16 protein-coding genes and 1 pseudogene are annotated in these 15372 nt (G+C 72.3%); 7 read left to right on the plus strand and 10 right to left on the minus strand.

The window, feature by feature from the left end:
• Positions 1 to 92: 92 nt before the first annotated feature.
• From ACFC09_RS15890 to ACFC09_RS15905, 4 genes are all read right to left on the minus strand, one after another.
• A complete protein-coding gene (locus ACFC09_RS15890; RefSeq protein WP_376528023.1) occupies positions 93 to 458 on the minus strand; it encodes a tetratricopeptide repeat protein in 366 nt (121 codons plus the stop codon).
• An 82-nt stretch (positions 459 to 540) separates the two neighbouring features.
• Positions 541 to 987 carry a MarR family winged helix-turn-helix transcriptional regulator gene (locus ACFC09_RS15895; RefSeq protein ID WP_376528025.1) on the minus strand — a complete coding sequence of 149 codons (447 nt, stop codon included), beginning with the start codon at positions 985 to 987 and terminating at the stop codon, positions 541 to 543.
• Positions 984 to 1472, minus strand: a complete 489-nt coding sequence (locus ACFC09_RS15900) for a MarR family winged helix-turn-helix transcriptional regulator (protein ID WP_376528026.1) — start codon at positions 1470 to 1472, stop codon at positions 984 to 986. Before ACFC09_RS15900 ends, ACFC09_RS15895 begins: the two co-directional genes overlap by 4 nt.
• A gap of 146 nt (positions 1473 to 1618) precedes the next feature.
• On the minus strand, positions 1619 to 2563 hold the full coding sequence (locus tag ACFC09_RS15905; protein WP_376528027.1) for a ScbA/BarX family gamma-butyrolactone biosynthesis protein: 945 nt from the start codon (positions 2561 to 2563) through the stop codon (positions 1619 to 1621).
• Positions 2564 to 3067: 504 nt separating this feature from the next.
• On the opposite strand from ACFC09_RS15905, the gene ACFC09_RS15910 reads away from it, so the two are divergent.
• Positions 3068 to 4030 carry an NAD-dependent epimerase/dehydratase family protein gene (locus ACFC09_RS15910; protein WP_376528029.1) on the plus strand — a complete coding sequence of 321 codons (963 nt, stop codon included), beginning with the start codon at positions 3068 to 3070 and terminating at the stop codon, positions 4028 to 4030.
• A gap of 141 nt (positions 4031 to 4171) precedes the next feature.
• On the opposite strand, the gene ACFC09_RS15915 is transcribed toward ACFC09_RS15910, so the two are convergent.
• Positions 4172 to 4348 carry a hypothetical protein gene (locus ACFC09_RS15915; RefSeq protein ID WP_376528031.1) on the minus strand — a complete coding sequence of 59 codons (177 nt, stop codon included), beginning with the start codon at positions 4346 to 4348 and terminating at the stop codon, positions 4172 to 4174.
• A 476-nt stretch (positions 4349 to 4824) separates the two neighbouring features.
• On the opposite strand from ACFC09_RS15915, the pseudogene ACFC09_RS15920 reads away from it, so the two are divergent.
• A pseudogene (locus ACFC09_RS15920) lies at positions 4825 to 4959 on the plus strand (DUF1775 domain-containing protein); the annotation flags it as partial.
• Between the two features lie 220 nt (positions 4960 to 5179).
• Here ACFC09_RS15920 and ACFC09_RS15925 read toward each other — a convergent pair.
• Positions 5180 to 5761, minus strand: coding sequence for a TetR/AcrR family transcriptional regulator (locus ACFC09_RS15925; protein WP_376528033.1), 582 nt, complete (start codon positions 5759 to 5761; stop codon positions 5180 to 5182).
• Between the two features lie 157 nt (positions 5762 to 5918).
• On the opposite strand from ACFC09_RS15925, the gene ACFC09_RS15930 reads away from it, so the two are divergent.
• Positions 5919 to 6779, plus strand: a complete 861-nt coding sequence (locus tag ACFC09_RS15930; RefSeq protein ID WP_376528034.1) for an enoyl-CoA hydratase/isomerase family protein — start codon at positions 5919 to 5921, stop codon at positions 6777 to 6779.
• 221 nt (positions 6780 to 7000) lie between these two features.
• On the opposite strand, the gene ACFC09_RS15935 is transcribed toward ACFC09_RS15930, so the two are convergent.
• From ACFC09_RS15935 to ACFC09_RS15950, 4 genes are all read right to left on the minus strand, one after another.
• Complete coding sequence (locus ACFC09_RS15935; protein WP_376528036.1) at positions 7001 to 7606, minus strand: sigma-70 family RNA polymerase sigma factor; 606 nt, start codon at positions 7604 to 7606, stop codon at positions 7001 to 7003.
• Positions 7607 to 7789: 183 nt separating this feature from the next.
• Positions 7790 to 8566, minus strand: a complete 777-nt coding sequence (locus tag ACFC09_RS15940) for a hypothetical protein (protein ID WP_376528038.1) — start codon at positions 8564 to 8566, stop codon at positions 7790 to 7792.
• A gap of 391 nt (positions 8567 to 8957) precedes the next feature.
• On the minus strand, positions 8958 to 9551 hold the full coding sequence (locus ACFC09_RS15945; protein ID WP_376528041.1) for a sigma-70 family RNA polymerase sigma factor: 594 nt from the start codon (positions 9549 to 9551) through the stop codon (positions 8958 to 8960).
• Between the two features lie 164 nt (positions 9552 to 9715).
• On the minus strand, positions 9716 to 10360 hold the full coding sequence (locus ACFC09_RS15950; RefSeq protein WP_376528044.1) for a hypothetical protein: 645 nt from the start codon (positions 10358 to 10360) through the stop codon (positions 9716 to 9718).
• Positions 10361 to 10642: 282 nt separating this feature from the next.
• Here ACFC09_RS15950 and ACFC09_RS15955 point away from each other — a divergent pair, with 282 nt between their 5' ends.
• The 4 genes from ACFC09_RS15955 to ACFC09_RS15970 all read left to right on the plus strand — a co-directional run bounded on the left by ACFC09_RS15955 (position 10643) and on the right by ACFC09_RS15970 (position 15258).
• On the plus strand, positions 10643 to 11383 hold the full coding sequence (locus ACFC09_RS15955) for a class I SAM-dependent methyltransferase (RefSeq protein WP_376528047.1): 741 nt from the start codon (positions 10643 to 10645) through the stop codon (positions 11381 to 11383).
• 155 nt (positions 11384 to 11538) lie between these two features.
• Positions 11539 to 12732, plus strand: coding sequence for a pyridoxal-phosphate dependent enzyme (locus ACFC09_RS15960; RefSeq protein WP_376528050.1), 1194 nt, complete (start codon positions 11539 to 11541; stop codon positions 12730 to 12732).
• On the plus strand, positions 12729 to 13955 hold the full coding sequence (locus ACFC09_RS15965; protein WP_376528052.1) for an ATP-grasp domain-containing protein: 1227 nt from the start codon (positions 12729 to 12731) through the stop codon (positions 13953 to 13955). Before ACFC09_RS15960 ends, ACFC09_RS15965 begins: the two co-directional genes overlap by 4 nt.
• On the plus strand, positions 13945 to 15258 hold the full coding sequence (locus ACFC09_RS15970) for an MFS transporter (RefSeq protein WP_376528055.1): 1314 nt from the start codon (positions 13945 to 13947) through the stop codon (positions 15256 to 15258). The genes ACFC09_RS15965 and ACFC09_RS15970 overlap by 11 nt, the downstream gene beginning before the upstream one ends.
• Positions 15259 to 15372 lie beyond the last annotated feature (114 nt).

Genomic DNA, 15372 nt, shown 5'->3' on the forward strand with positions numbered 1-15372 from the left:
CCCGTGGGGCCCCCGGCGCCCGGGGCGGGCCGGCTCCCGCCACCCGGCGGCGGGCCCGGCCCCACCCGCCCCGGCCCCCGCGGCCGGGTCGTTCACTCCTCGCCCGGGTCGCCCGCCAGCGCCGCGGCGATCCGCAGGTGCGTCTCGGCCTCACCGTGCCGCGCCTGCCGCTGGAGGGTGCGGCCCAGCATCAGCCGGGCGTAGTGCTCCACCGGGTCGCGCTCCACGATCACGCGCAACTCGGCCTCGGCACGGCGCAGTTGGGCCGAGTGGTAGTAGGAGCGGGCCAGCAGCAGCCGGGGTCCGGTCTGCTCCGGCACCTCCTCGACCAGCCCGGCCAGCACGCGCGCCGCGCCCGCGTAGTCCTGGGCGTCGAAGAACTGCTGCCCGCGCTCCCAGCGCTCCGCCGGGGTGCCGTGGTCGTAGTACGTCGTCTCGGTCGTCTCCGTCGTCTCCACTCCGACCTCCTTCGCCGCACACAACGGAGCCGGATGGTTCAATATTCCACTGCTTTCCGCCGGATGCCGCCGCGGCCTCCGATCACGTCCGGGAGGCGGCCAGTTCGGCGTTGGCCCGCTCGGTGACCAGGGCCAGCACCCGGCCCGCCACGGCCCGGTCCTGCGCCGGGATGCCGTCGTAGATCCGGGCCGAGACCACCGCGGTCTCGGCCGAAGCCCTGGCGTGCAGTTCGCGTCCGGCGTCCGTGACGAGCACGCCGGACGGCTCCCGCGGCGTCACCAGCCCCGCGTCGATCAGTTCCGCGACGGTGCGGTGCGCGTCCGCCGCGTCGATCTTGACGGCGTCGACCACCTCGCCGACGAGCCGGTCGGCTTCCACCGGCCCGTCCGCCAGGGCCGTGAGCCGCAATGTGACGAACCGCAGGAAGGTGAGGCCGTGCGGGTCCAGCACCTGCTCCAGGACCGCGCGCGACGCGTAGTGGGCGAGGCCGATGGCGCGGCCGCCGACGGTGGGTGCGGGGGTGGTCATGACTGCTCCGTCTCGTTGTCGGTCGTGTGGAACGGGTCGAGTGGCGCGTCGAGCAGGGCCGTCAGGTCGCGGGTGAACTCCCGGGTACGCTCCCCGTCGAGCCCGCCGAGCGGTGCCAGGAGTTGTTGCAGCAGACCGTGGACGACGTGGATCGCCCGCCGGGTCACGTCCTGGCCCTGCTCGGTGAGGGAGAGCCGGACGGCTCTCGGGTCGTCCGGGTCCCGGGTGCGGTCGACGAGCCCCGCGGACTCCAGTCCGCGCGCCAGCTTGGACACGTACAGGGCTTCGAGCCCCGTGTGGTCGGCGAGTTGGCGCTGGCTGGGCTGCCGGCCGGCGCGGTGCATGCCGTACAGCGAGGCCACCAGCGAGTACTGCGCGTGGGTGAGCCCCAGCGGAGCCACCGCACGGTCGACCGCGACCCGCCACTTCGTGGACAGACGCCACACCAGGAACCCCGGCGTGGCCCCCTCGGAACCCTTGCTCATGCCGATACCGTACATGGCTACTATGTACATGGCTACTATTTTGCCGGGCCCGGTCCGGGCCTGACCCGGCCCGGGTACGCCCCCGGTACGGATCCGCGGCGTCCGACGGACGGCCCGAGGAAGGACAGTCGCGGCCGGACGCCCCGTCAGTCGCGGCCGGACGCCTGCGTGACGGCGCCGGCCCGGGCGGCGACCGTGGCGGTGAAGCGGACCTCGCCGCCCTGCACGGCCGCGATCCGGGTGCGGCGCTCCCCGTCCTCCTCGTCCGGCGGCACCGTGGTGATCGTGCAGGGGCTGTCGAGTTCGACGTACCGGTGGAAGGCGCAGTCCAGAGCGGTGACGTCCACGCCGCCCACGGCCTGGTGCGCCGCCTCCAGCAGCACCATGCCGGGAACGTGGTCGACGGGGTGGTCGAAGTAGAGCGGATGGGCGGTGTCGACCCGCAGCTGTCTGCCGTCGGTGCCGCGTGCGGCGAGCACCAGGTCGCGGGCGTGGTTCCGGCCGGACCGGGTGCGCGGGTCCGGGGCCGGCACCGGCACGGCGCGGGCCATGGCGCTCCCGGCGTCGGCGTAGCCGCCGCGCAGCCGCCGGTAGACGGCCGGCGACTGCACCGTGAACCGGGTCTCGGCGGTGGCCACGGGCTCCCCGCCCCAGCACACCCGGGCGTGCAGCGAGAGGGCGGCGGGACGGGTGCCGCGGCGATCGATGTCGAAGCAGCGGACGTCCAGCGTCAGGTCCCGGCCGCGGTCCACGCCCGCCAGGGCCGCGTCGGCCATCCGGTAGCCGAACCGCTCCCAGATGAGCTGGTGTCCGAGCGGTACGTCGTAGGCGGTGTGGCACAGCAGCGGAAAGGTCTGCCGGACGGTCTCGCACAGCAGCAGCGGGTCCAGGACCACCCCGAGGCGGTAGAAGGCGTGGTCGTCCGGCCGGCGCGCGCGTATGCGGAAGCGGTCCTGGCCCGCCGGGCGCCAGTCGGTGAGGTAGACCTCCTCGGCGTGGTCCTTGTGCACCTGCCAGGGCACCACCGGTGTCAGGTCGTCCATGACGTCCCTGGCGGCGGGACGGTCGTCGATCTCGTTCCGTACGGACATGATGTGTTCCCCTTGGGTCTCCCGTCGGGCCGAAGCAGCCGCCGGACACGGTAATAGGTGCCCGTGTGACATGGGGGGCGTTCTGTTTGTAACTTTGGGCGGCGTGGCGAAGGCGGACGGCGGCCCAAGAGGCTGCGGGGCGGCAGCAGTTGGCGGAAGTCGGTTCGCGGACGTCGTGTTGGCGCCCGGGGGAGAGCCGCGGCACACCACGCGGTCGCGGGCGGGCGTCCGCCGGGCCGCGGGGCCGGGAGGCCGGCGCTTCGGGGCGGGTACGTCCCTGGCCGGCGGGCGGAGCCTGCCAGGGTGAGCCGGGGTTTCGGATCTCCGTCGGCTTCCCCGTCCGCGTCGGCTGCCGGAGTGCCGTCCGCGGCCCCGGCAGGCCCGCGCCGAGACCCCGCCGCGGAGCGTCGTCGAGAGCGGGCGCGGGCCTGCGCCGGCCGTGAGGAAGCAGAGGATGCAGAGGATGCAGCAGAGGAAGCGAAGGAGTCAGGAAGTGGGACGGGCGTGACGCACGGGACACAACGCCGGGTGGTGCTCACCGGAGCCACCGGCTTCATCGGCTCCCGGGTCGCGGAGCTGCTGCTGCGGGACCCGGCATGGCAGGTGCGCGTCGTGGCACGCCGGCCGCCCGAGGCACTGATCGGGGCGGGCGCGCAGTGGTTCCGGGCCGACCTGGCGGCGCCGGACTCGCTGCGCGACGTGTGCGTGGGCGCGGACGCGGTGCTCCATCTGGCCTCCCTGGTCGGCGGCGACGCGGACGCGTGCACCGCGGTGAACGTGCACGGCACGGCCCGGCTCATGGCCGAGGCGGTCCGGTCCGGCGTACGGCGCGTGACCCAGCTGTCCACGGCCGCCGTGTACGGCCGCGGACCGCATCGGGGACCGGAGGTCGGCGACGTGGAGCCGTCCCCGGTCTCGGCGGCCAGCTCGACCCGTCTCGCCGGGGAGCGGGCCGCCCTGGACGCCGGTGCGGTGGTGCTGCGTCCGGGGCTCGTCCTCGGTGCCGGGGACCGGTGGGTGGTGCCCGCGCTGGCCGAACTGCTCCGCTCCGTCCCCGCCCGCTGGGACGAGGGGCGCGGACTGACGTCCCTCGTCGCCGTGGAGGACCTGGCCCGGCTGATCACCGCCACCCTGGACGCCCCCGGTCTGCCGGGGCCATCGGTCCAGCACGCGAGCCACCCCCGTCCGGTGCGCTCGGGCGACCTGTTGAACGCCCTCGTCGCCCACGGGGTCCTGCCCGCCGTCCCCGACCGGGACCTGAGCTGGCCCAGCTGTCTGGAGCACCTGGCCGCCTCGGGCAGCCGGGTGAGCCGACGCCAGTTCGAACTCCTCGCACAGGACAACTGGTTCAGCAGCGAACGGGTGTGGCGGCTGGCCGAGGTGCCGTACGACCCGGACCCGCTGCACCACATGGCGTCCTGGGCCCCCTGGTACCGGGCCCACGTCCGCGCGGCGGCACCGGGCTGACCACGGCGACGTGACCCCGGCGCCGACGTGACCCCGGCGCCGACGCGGCGCGGCGACCGCCCGCGGCCGGCTCCCGCCGGGCCGCGGCCGAGCACAGGCGGTTCCCGCGGCCCGACGCGGCGGCCGTCGAGATCCTCCAGGTCACGCGATGGCCGTCGAGACCCTCAGGGTCCACCGTTCGACCCGGGGCACTGCCGGGCCGGCCCAGGCGTGCACATCGGTGATCTTGAACTGCGACTCGGCACCGCGTCCGTTCCCGAATTTCCAGGGGATGAGCCCGAGTTCGGGTGCGTCTCGGTACACCCACGTGATCGACATGTTCGGATACTCGGCGGTGCCCCAGGCCACCGGGCGACAGCAGCCGCCGTATGTTGTACCGGCCTTCGACGCCCGTGCACGGCCTTCCACTCTGCGGTCGACTGCTCGGCACGGATCCGTCCGAGGACGGCGTCGCACCCTGTACACCGGCCACAAGGTGCCGCCGGTCGGGCGGGCCGGCCGCGGGGCAACCGATGTGTCGCGGTCGGCTGCCTGCTGGGTGGCCGGGAGCGGTCGCCCGGCGGGATCGGCGGTGCGATGCTCGCCGTCCAGTGCGGGCTGCACCCGGTGTTCCGCACTGTCCAGCCGTACCACGCGGGAATGGTCATGCACGGCATGCGGATGACCCGTGCCCACGCGCTGACGCCGCACGCCACCGCCGCCCATGTCCGGGCGGCCGTGGTGCCGGCCTGGTGGCTGCGGTGCGGCGAGGCCGCGGTGTGGTCGCTGCTGCGCTGGGCGGTCGCGTTCGTGCCGACGCCGTCTCCGAGATCACCTGGACCGGCGGCAAGATCGACCCGGGCCAGTACGAGGACTTCGACGTGGCCTTCGGTCAACGGCCCGACGACACCGACCAGCTGACCTTCAAGGCACGCAGAGGCCGCGCAGACAGGTGCTGTGGCGGCCTCGGCGGCCCTGCACGGCTGCGCGTGGACACCGTCCGCTTCGGCCGGATCGACACCCCACTCCTGCGCTCACGGCCGGGGCCGGCCTTCGACGACGCGATCACCGCCGCCGGGTCGACCACTCCTTTCGGCTGCTTCGGCACCGCCGAGGAAGCCGCCGCCTCGGCCCTTTACAACGGAGCGTCCGTCTGCTGGCATGCCGGGTCTAGAAGGCGGCGAACGCAGCGTCCAGCAGTTTGCCGAGGTCCTCTTGGCCGTCGCTCGCACTCCATTGCCCGAGGACGATCCACAAGATTTCGAGCGCCGCCGCTACGCGAACATTGGCGATGACCGATGACCCGTCGGTCGAGGGGGTTGTCTTCTGCAGTCGGGCGACGATCTCCGGTCGCCACTCAGTCTGCTTCTCGCGGAGGCGTGCGCACAGGGCTGGGGTCTGCTCGATGAGGCCGAGGATCGTCACGAGTTCCTGGACGTCGCGCACGAGGAACCTCACGGCTGACTCCAGGGCGTTGCGCAGCCTGCTCCAGTCGTCCTGGTTGGCCCGCTCGGCATCGAGCGCGTCAGTGATGACGTCACCGACAGGGTCGAAGACGAACAGGACCACGTCTTCCTTGGTGCCGAAGTAGCGCAGGAAGGTGCTCCGCGACACTCCGGCGGCTTCGGAGAGGTCGGCGAAGGTGACCTGGTTGAAGCCGGTGAGGCAGAACCGGTTGAACGCGACGCGGGCCAGCTCTGCTCGCACCGCGTGGCGGCTGATCTCACGGGTACCGACTGGCGCTGCGCTCATGGCGACGAGTGTACTCCGACACACTCGTTTGCTTCTTTGGATACAGGTTCCTAACCTGATACTCAGTGTCAGTCGCGATGCTGAGATTCGCGACTGTTCCCAGTCGACGGCCCGGTCAGGTCACGGGCCGTCCCTTACCGCGATATGGAGCCACCTCATGAGCTACGAAGACCTTCCCGCCCTGACGATCGACGTCTCGGACGGGGTCGCGACGGTGACAATCGATCACCCGCCGCTCAATCTGATGGACGCGGTCCTCCTGCCGTCACTCCGGGCATTCGTCGCGCGTGTGCGGGACGACGCCGACGTCCGCGTCATCGTCTTCGAGAGCGCTGACCCGGAGTTCTTCGTTGCGCACGGTGACATGGCCTACCTCACCGACCCTGACGCGCTGCCCGCAGCCACTCGCGCCGCGATCGCGGCCGCGCCGGGCTCGACCGTCCCGGAAGGCATGAACATCCTCCAGGCGATGAGCGAGGAGGTCCGCTCGCTGCCGCAGGTCACCATCGGCAAGCTGGCGGGCTTCGCGCGCGGCGCGGGCAACGAGTTCTTCATGTACCTGGACATGCGATTCGCGGCGATCGGCAAGTCGGGGCAGGGGCAGCCGGAGTCCTTGATGGGGATCCTCCCCGGAGGCGGCGGCACGGTGAACATGACGCGCCTGGCAGGAAGGGCCCGCGCGCTGGAGCTCATCCTCGGCGCCGAACTCGTCGGCGCGGAGCTCGCGGAACGGTACGGCCTGATCAACCGTGCCCTGCCGGCCGCAGAACTCGATTCCTTCGTCGGCACCCTCGCCCGACGGATCGCCGGCCTCCGGCCGGAGGTGATCTCCATCACGAAGGCTGCGGTCGACGCGGTCGCGCCGCCGATTCCGCGTGCGGCGTACGCCGTTGAGAACGAGGGCCTGTTCGCGGCGTTCGGCGATGAGGTCACCGAGCTCGCCCACAAGCTGCTCGCCGCTGGTATCCAGACCCGTGAGGGCGAACGGGACCACGAGCGCATCGCCAACAGCATCTGAGTGCCCAAGCTCTCGCCATCCGTGCGCAGAGGCTCCGTGAGAAGAATTCCTCAGCCATTGCCGGCACGCGCGTTGCGGACCGCCTGAACGACCTGGGTCCGTCGCCCGACGAGGTCACCGTCCACCTGGACGCCGGCTACGACTCGAACAGCACCCGCACGATGCTCGGCCTGCGTAAGGCCCGGATCACCTGGTGATCCGGGCCATCGTCGAGCGACCGGTCAGGCCGCCGTGGTCACCGGGGCGGAATGCTCGGCCTCGTCCAGCCACGCGATCAAAGAGGTGCGGGCGCGGGCGACCCGCGAGCGCACCGTGCCGATCGGGCAGTCGCTGACGAGCGCCGCCTCCCCGTAGGGAAGTCCCACCATCTGGGTGAGGACGAACGCTTCCCGACGGTCGTCGGGAAGCGTCTGGAGCAGTTCGGCGAGTGCGATGCCTTCGTCGAAGCCGGGCAGATCGCTCGGCTGGGCGCGTTCGGCGGTCGACTGCCAGTCGTCCGTGTCCGAGAGGCGCGGCCGGGACCGGCTGTAGCGGATGCTGTCGACGACGGTGCGGCGGGCGATGGAGAGCAGCCAGGAACGGGCCGAGGACCGTCCTTCGAACCGGTACAGGCTGCCCAGGGCCCGCATGAAGGTGTCCTGGGTCAGGTCGTCGGCGTTCTGGGGGTCGGCGCCGAGGTACGTCACGTAGCGGCGGACGTCGCGGTGCAGGGCACGTACGAAGAGATCGACGGCACGCGGGTCGCCGCTGCGCGCGGCGAGGGCCCAGGCCGTGATCATCTCTTCCCTCGGCTGTTCGCTCGATGGAAGCAGAGCAGGAGTGATCACCTGGTGTCTGTCCTTCTCGGGATCAGGAATCCGGTGTCCGGCAGGCCGCAGGCCGCAGGGCGGCGGGCGGCGGCGGGAACCGGTGGTGGGGTGAACGGCCGTGCGGGAAGCGCACGACCGGTGCCCGAGGCAGGGAGCCGACGGCTCAGCGTCTTGGGGACGGCCTCGGGGAGCCGGCTGTCATCACACGACAGCGGTTCCGGCGGGCGGCCCCCGAGAGGTGATCGTGTGGGTGAGGAAGAGGTGTCGCGGTGCCCGGTCCGCATCAGCTCTGCGGGCCAGGACACGCGGTTTGTGCGGCAGCGGGGGCAGCCGGAGGAAGAGGCGCAGCGGTGCGAAGATCCAACCGGCCAGCGCCCGAAGGATGCGGAACGCGGCGCGTTCGCCGTACGCGAGCCACAGGCCGCACAGGAGCGCGGCCAGCAGGTGTGCCACGAGCATGCCCGTCGAGGACATACCCGCCATGCCCGCCATGTCATGTCCGGCGGACTCCATCGACCCCGCGTTCATGTGGTCCATCGGCCCCATGGAGGCCATCGAGCCCATGGCTCCCATGGAATGCATGGCACTCATGTCGTGATGCGTGGGGTCCATGGACATCGCCGTGGGGCCGTCCATCCCGGCGGATCCCGCCGGGGAACCGCACAGGAGGTAGGTGAGCCACTGCTGCGCGAGCGACCTCCCGCCGGACGGCGCCGGGTACTGGAAAGCCTGGGCGAGGGAGAACGACGAGTGGAGTACCGCCTGGACGGCCACCGCGACGGAGACGACGAGAAGCGGACCGCGTTCCCGGTCGGCCAACCACCAGGCCGTGCCGCCTGTTGCCACCGCGCCCGCGACCATGGCCCACCAGGGCACCGCGGTCCCCGACATCATGACGTGCCCCAAAGCGGCGAGCAGCACACTGACGGCCGCGAACACCGCGGACCGTACCGTGCGAGAACACCACCCAACCGTCATTGCGGCCCCATCCTTGCATCCGTACTTCCATGGCCACCGGGGGGTACGGAAATCAGTACGCGCTCTCCACCCGGAACCCGTCAGAGCCGGAGCCTGTCGCCGTGCGGGCGGCCTCGCCCGCAGGAGGGGCGACGAAGCCGCCCGTGCCGCTGCTCGGCGGCACTCGGGACAGACGCGGTTGCACGGCGGTCGCGAATTTCGCTGCCCTCGCCCAACGATTCCCGGACGGACATCGCCGGGAGCGGTGCCCGGGTCGGGCTCCCGCGAGGAAGTGCTCGCAGGAGCCCTTGTCCCGTCGAGGCAGCGTCCTCTCAGCGGAGGACGGAGTCGCCTCGTTCTTTCCGTGGGCCGGTTCGTTCCATGCGGTCGGTCCTTCCCGTGGGAGCGGCGGTCAGACCGCGGTGTCCGCCGGCACCGGGTGCTCGGCCTCGTGCAGCCACGCGATCAGGCAGGCGCGAGCGCGTGCCACCCGGGAACGCACCGTCCCCACGGGGCAGTTGCTGAGCACCGCCACTTCCGCATAGGACAGCCCGAGCACCTGGGTGAGGACGAACGCCTCCCGGCGCTCGGTGGAGAGGCCGGCCAGCAGATCGGCGAGTGCGACGCCGTCGTCGAAACCGGGCAGACCCTCGGGTTGCGCGTGCTCCGCGACGGACTGCCAGTCGTCGATGTCCGAAAGGCGCGGCCGGGTGGCGGCGTACCGGAAGCTGTCGATCACCGCGCGCCGGGCGATGGCCAGCAGCCAGGTACGGGCCGAGGAGCGGCCTTCGAAACGGTGCAGGGCGCTGAGGGCTCGCAGGAACGTGTCCTGGGTGAGGTCGTCGGCGGACTGCGGGTCGGCGCCGAGGCTGGTCACGTACCGGCGGACATCTCGGTGCAGGGCCCGGACGAACCGCTCGACGGCTTCGGTGTCACCACCGCGGGCGGCGAGCGCCCAGGCCGTCGTCGAGTCGTCGGGCGGGACGGGAAGGGCAGGAGTGATCATCTGGTGTCCTTCTCGGGTGTCCGGGCCCGCGGCGGACGGCGGTCCGGGGGATGGCGTGCGGTCACGCGGAGGCGAAGGAGGTACAGCCGCCGCACGGAGGCGTGCGGCCGATGCCCGAGCCGCCCGGACGCGGCGTGCGCCGGGAGGCATCGGGAAACCGGCTGTCAGGCGACAGCGGCCGTGCCCGGCGGACCCCGAGAAGTGAGCGTGTGGACGAGGAGGAACTGCCGTGGTGTGCGGTCGGACCGGCTCCGGCGGAGGCGGATGCGCGGCCGGTGCGGCGGAGCGGACAGCCCGAGCGGCAGGCGCAGCGGTGCGACGAGCCAGCCGGCGAGTGTCCGCAGGATGCGGAAGGCGGCGCGTTCGCCGTGGGCGAGCCACAGGCTGCACAGCAGCGCGGCCAGTACGTGGGCCGCGAGCATGCCGGTCGATGACGCGTCCGCCATGTCGTGGGCCATGCGGCCCGGGTCCGACACGCGGTCCAGCGGCCTGCCGTGGGACATGGCATGGCAATGAGCGACGGAGGGGGCCGGATTCGGCTGCGGGGACCGCATCACGGCCTGGGCCGACGAGTACCACATGTGCAGGACGATCTGGGCGGCCACCGCGGCGGAGACGACCGTGGGGAGTCCGCGCTCGCGCCCGGTCAGACACCACGCCGCGCCGCCGACCCCTTTGAGTGCCGCGGCGACTGCCCACCAGGGCGCCGCGGAACCCGACATCATCCGATGTCCCAGGGCTGCGAGCAGCGTGCAGACGGCCGCGAACACCGCGGCCCGTAACGCGCGACAGCACCACCCGGCAGTCATGGCGGGCTCATCCTCGCATCCGCGTCCCTCGTCGTCACGGGTGCCGTTGCCGATCAGTACGGATGACGGTCGGAAGCCTCCGGTTGCTGTGACAGCTCCCCGCAACGGCTCGGAGGCGAGGGGGAGTTGGGACAGGACCACGGGGCGACGCCGAAGCCCGCGATCCACACCGCTGCCATCGACCGGGAACTACCTGCCGGAAGCGGCCGACTACTCAATTGACGATGCGTGACAGGAGTTCACGACCAGGACCCACGGGATTCCAGGTGGAGGCCGAGCGTCATGAAGTGGTACGAGGACGATTCCCTGTGGTCCGATTTCGCGCCCGCGATGTTCTCCCCCGCGCGTGGGGAGACCGTGGCCGAACTGGTGGCCACATCGCCCCTCCTGGACTTCACCCCCGGGGCGCGGGTGCTCGACCTGTGCTGCGGCCCGGGTCTGTTCCTGGTGCCGCTGGCCGGCCGGGGGTTCGACGTCACAGGGGTGGACCTCAGCGAGCCGATGCTGGCGCGGGCGCGGAGCACGTGCGACGCGGCCGGTGCCGACGTGCGGCTGGAACGGGCGGACATGCTCACCTACACCGCTCCCGACGCGTTCGACGTGGTCCTCAACGTGTTCACGTCGTTCGGGTACTTCGACGATCCCGGCGACAACCTCCAGGTTCTGCGCAACGCGTGGGACAGCCTCGTCCCCGGCGGACAGTTGCTGGTGGACGTCATGGGCAAGGAGGTCCTGGCCGGCTGGATCGGACGCCCCCAGGCCGTGGAGCTGCCGGACGGCTCGTACGTGGTCCAGCGGGACGTCGTCCTCGACAGCTGGCGCAGACTGCGTACCGACTGGACGCTGGTGCGGGGCACAACGGCCCGCACGGCTTCCCTGACCTCGTACCTCTACAGCGCCGCCGAACTGCACGACCTGTTCGTGGCCGCCGGATTCACGGACGTGGACTGCTTCGGCGGCTTCGACGGCTGCGCCTACGACAACCACTCCCGGCGGCTGATCGTCCGCGGCCGCAAGAAGTGACGCCGCCGGTGATGTCCGCACGCGGCTCCCGGCGGCCCGGTGCCCTTCCCCGCGGTCCGCCGCCCGGCCCGGACGGCAGCCCCCCCCACAGGCGCCTGCCGCCTCCCGATCGTGGCCAACTGCCCCGCACCCGCAGTCTGGAGGACCGGTACGACATGTCACGGCACCACGAGAACCACGACCGCACGCGCCAGCCGGCACCGGCCCATCCGCCCGAACGAGCGGGCGGAGCGGGACCGGCCTCCGCCACGTCGCCCCCGGCCGCCGTCGCACCGGTCCACGAGCACATCACCGACGCCATCAAGGCCCCGGCCCTCGTCCGGCTCGGCGCGCACGCCGTGCTCGCCCGGTTCGAGACCATGAAGGTCTACGCGGCACTGGGCGCCGTCCGCACCCTGCTGCACCGCGGACGGATCGCCCCGGGGCAGACCCTGATCGACAGTTCGAGCGGCATCTACGCCCTCGCGCTCGCCCTGGCCTGTCACCGCTACGGCCTGCGATGCCACATCGTGGCGTCCACGACGGTCGACTCCGTCATGCGCGCGCAACTGGAGGTCCTGGGGGCGACGGTGGACCAGATGCCTCCGTCGCAGAACCTCGGGCTCGACCAGGAGCGCCGTGTCCGCCACGTACGCAAGCTGCTCGCCGACCGCCCCGATTTCTACTGGATGCGGCAGTACCACGACGCGATTCACTACGCCGGATACCGCGAGTTCGCCGACCTCGTCACCGGGACGCTGCCGGGCTCGTCCCTGACCGTCGTCGGTGCCGTCGGCACCGGAGCCTCCACCGGCGGACTGGTGCAGGCCCTGCGGGAGACGGGGCGGGAGGTGCGGCTGGTGGGGATCCAGCCGTTCGGCAGCGTCACGTTCGGCAGTGAGCGATTCAGCGACCCGGAGGCGATCATCGCCGGAATCGGCAGCTCCATCCCGTTCGGGAACGTCCGTCACGAGTTGTACGACACCATGCACTGGGTCGACTTCCGGCACGCGATGGCCGGCGCGGTGGGCCTCCTGCGACAGCACGCGGTCTTCGCCGGACTGTCCACCGGGGCCGCGCACCTGGTCGCCTCCTGGGAGACGGACCGCGATCCCGGACGGGTCCACCTCGTGCTCGGTGCGGACACCGGCCACCGGTACGCGGAACGCGTCTTCGCCAGGCACACCGAGGCCAAGGAGATGCACACGCTTCGGCCGCTGCGCATCCGCGCGCTCGACGAACTGCGTCCGCCCTGGTCGGTGATGGACTGGGCGCGGCGGCCCGATCCGCAGGCCGGCAGACCTGTCGGGCGCACGGATGAGATCGGGGTCGGCACCGGACCCGTCCCGTCCGTGGAGGTGACGCCGTGACCATCGCGGCACTGGAATCCCTGTCCTTCGGCCTGGGCCGCATGGCCGCGGCAGCCGGAGGGACCGGACACAAGCTGTGTCTGCTCACCGCGGACCGGTCCGTGTACCGGCACGAACTCGACACCCTGCCGGACGACGCGCTCACCGTCATCGACGTCGACACCTTCGACGAGACGGCGACCCGCCGGGCGCTGGCCTCCGTTCCCGGCCTGGCGGGCCTGCTCAACACGACCGACACCTGGAGCGTGCCGGCCGCCGACCTCGCGGCCGAGTTCGGGCTGCCGGGTCCGGATCCGGCAGCGGTACGGCTGCTGCGTGACAAGTACCGGGTGCGCGAGCTCCTGCACCGCGGAGGGCTGAGCCGGAGCGGCGCCGTGCGCGTGGCGCCGAGTCCGGACAGCGCCGCGGACGTGCGCCGCGCGGTCGGGCTGCCCGCGGTGCTCAAGGACTCCTCGGGGACCTCCTCGCGCAACGTCTGGATCGCCCAGGACGAGGAGTCGCTGCGGCGCGCTCTCGCCCAAGCCGGCGGCCGGCGGTTCATGGGTGAGCTGTTCGCGGAGGCGTTCCTGGCCGGACCGCTGTACAGCGCGGAGACGCTGAGCTGGGACGGTGCCACCCGGCTGCTGGGCGTGCTGAGCCGGCAGACCTCCCGGCAGCCTGCGGTACGGGAGGAGGCCGCCGCCTTCCCCGTAGCTCTGCCGCGGGCGGAGTCGGACGGCGTCGAGCGATGGGTCGCGGACGTCCTGCACGCGGCGGGCCATCACCGCGGCTTCGCCCATGTGGAGTTCATCCTCACCGCCGAGGGCCCGGAACTGGTCGAGATCAACCGCAGGATCGGCGGAGCCCTGGTGGGGGAGGTCCTGTGCCGCTCGCTCGGCACGAACGTGTACACGGCGATGATGGAGGAGGCCCTGGGCCGCAGACCCGGCCTCATGGACGCGCCGCTCGACCACACCGGACCCGCGCACGCCTTCGTCCTCGTCTACGCGGACCGGCCGGGAGTCCTGAATTGCTGGCACGGGCTGGCGGAGCTGGCGGCCTTCCCGGGCGACGTGCGGTGGTACCCGACCAGGGCGGCCGGGGACGCGCTGCCGTATGTGGGGGACCAGCGTGGCTGCACCGGCATCGTGCTGGCCGAGGCCGCGACGGCCGAACTGGCGCAGCACCGGGCGTGGAGCGCGGCGACCCGGGTGGTTCCCGTCGTCGCCGACCGTGGGCCGTAACCCCCCGGCCGGGCGGCGGAGGCAGCGGAGGGTCACGGGTCCGCAGGCGTTCCTGCTGACCGCCTCGTTCCTGATCACCCTGGGCAGCTTCGCCGTCCTGCCGTACATGTCGGTGCTGCTGCACCGGAGACTCGGACTGGGCCTCGGCACGGTCGGCGTCGTGCTGGCCGTGGCCTCGCTGGTGCAGTTCTCCGGCGGAGCGTTCACCGGTGCGCTCGCCGGGCGCGTCGGTCTCCGGGCCACCATGCTGATCGCGCTGGCCGTGCGCACGGCCGGATTCGCGGCGTTCGTGCCCGGGATGGCCCACCCCGGGCTCGCGGTCTGCGCCCTGTTCCTGGTCTCCGCGGGAGCGGCCGTCTATCTCCCTGCGAACAAGGCGTACCTGGTGGAGGGCGCCGACGAGGCGGACCGGCCCCGGCTGCTGTCGGCGAGCGGATCGGCCTTCAACGCGGGCATCGCCCTCGGGCCACCGGCCGCGGCGCCCTTCGTGCTGGGCTCGCCCGCCGTGCTCTTCGCCGGTGTCACCGCGCTGTTCGCGCTCGTCGCCCTCGGACACGCGCTGCTGCCCCGGCCTTCCGCGCCGCGCCGGCCCTCTGCGCTGCCCGCAGCCGACGACGTGCGGGCCATCCCCGGTGGCTCCCCTGCCCCCGCACACCACCACGACGGCCCGCCGCCCTTCGCCGTGACCGTCCTGAGCGTGTACGTCTTCATGTTCTTCCAGCACTACCTGGCGCTCTACGCCGTCCCGCGCACCTCCGCGACCTACTACGCAGCGGTGCTGACGGGCTACGCCTGCCTCCTTGTCGTCGCACAGCCGCTGCTGTCACGGAGGATCGCCGCACTGCGCCACCGGGACGCCATGGCGGTGGGCTTCGGGAGCATGGCGGCCGGGACGGCGGTCATCGCGGTCGGCGGGTACGCGGGAATCGGTGCAGGAGCCGTGTTCATGTGCGTGGGCGAGGCGGTGCTGTTCCTCAAGAACGACCTGGAGGCGCTGGCCCGCTCCGCCGCGGCACCCGCCGCCGTCTTCGGCCGCCAGCGGCTGGCGGCCGGCCTCGGGGCGTTCGGCAGCGCGGTGGCCGGCGGCCAACTGTACGCGGCGGCGGAAGCCATCGGCTCGGCCCGGGGATTCTGGCTGACCGTGTGCCTCCAGGCCCTCGTCCTTCCCGTCCTGCTCACGGCCACGACGCGGCACCGCCGCGCCAGGGGCCGACCCCACACCTCGGAGCCCGGCATCGAACACTCGCCGACACCGCGGCAGCAGCAGCCGTCGCGAGGGGAGACGAAGCCCACCGCAGAGTGACTCACAACACACGACAACGAAGGGAACTTTCGTCTCTGCCTCCCCGACTCATCCAACAGCGCGACCTCGCACACCCCCGCCTGGAAGGGCGACGCACCCGCTCACCAGCCGAAG

The organism is Streptomyces sp. NPDC056161, from assembly GCF_042268025.1.
GTDB lineage: Bacteria > Actinomycetota > Actinomycetes > Streptomycetales > Streptomycetaceae > Streptomyces.

What these genes read in the sequence shown, in the direction of transcription:
- ACFC09_RS15895 (WP_376528025.1), bottom strand. Translation starts at nt 987, where the DNA reads ATGACCACCCCCGCACCCACCGTCGGCGGCCGCGCCATCGGCCTCGCC.
- ACFC09_RS15900 (WP_376528026.1), bottom strand. Translation starts at nt 1,472, where the DNA reads ATGAGCAAGGGTTCCGAGGGGGCCACGCCGGGGTTCCTGGTGTGGCGT.
- ACFC09_RS15905 (WP_376528027.1), bottom strand. Translation starts at nt 2,563, where the DNA reads ATGTCCGTACGGAACGAGATCGACGACCGTCCCGCCGCCAGGGACGTC.
- ACFC09_RS15915 (WP_376528031.1), bottom strand. Translation starts at nt 4,348, where the DNA reads ATGTCGATCACGTGGGTGTACCGAGACGCACCCGAACTCGGGCTCATC.
- ACFC09_RS15925 (WP_376528033.1), bottom strand. Translation starts at nt 5,761, where the DNA reads ATGAGCGCAGCGCCAGTCGGTACCCGTGAGATCAGCCGCCACGCGGTG.
- ACFC09_RS15930 (WP_376528034.1), top strand. Translation starts at nt 5,919, where the DNA reads ATGAGCTACGAAGACCTTCCCGCCCTGACGATCGACGTCTCGGACGGG.
- ACFC09_RS15940 (WP_376528038.1), bottom strand. Translation starts at nt 8,566, where the DNA reads ATGACGGTTGGGTGGTGTTCTCGCACGGTACGGTCCGCGGTGTTCGCG.
- ACFC09_RS15945 (WP_376528041.1), bottom strand. Translation starts at nt 9,551, where the DNA reads ATGATCACTCCTGCCCTTCCCGTCCCGCCCGACGACTCGACGACGGCC.
- ACFC09_RS15950 (WP_376528044.1), bottom strand. Translation starts at nt 10,360, where the DNA reads ATGACTGCCGGGTGGTGCTGTCGCGCGTTACGGGCCGCGGTGTTCGCG.
- ACFC09_RS15955 (WP_376528047.1), top strand. Translation starts at nt 10,643, where the DNA reads ATGAAGTGGTACGAGGACGATTCCCTGTGGTCCGATTTCGCGCCCGCG.
- ACFC09_RS15960 (WP_376528050.1), top strand. Translation starts at nt 11,539, where the DNA reads ATGTCACGGCACCACGAGAACCACGACCGCACGCGCCAGCCGGCACCG.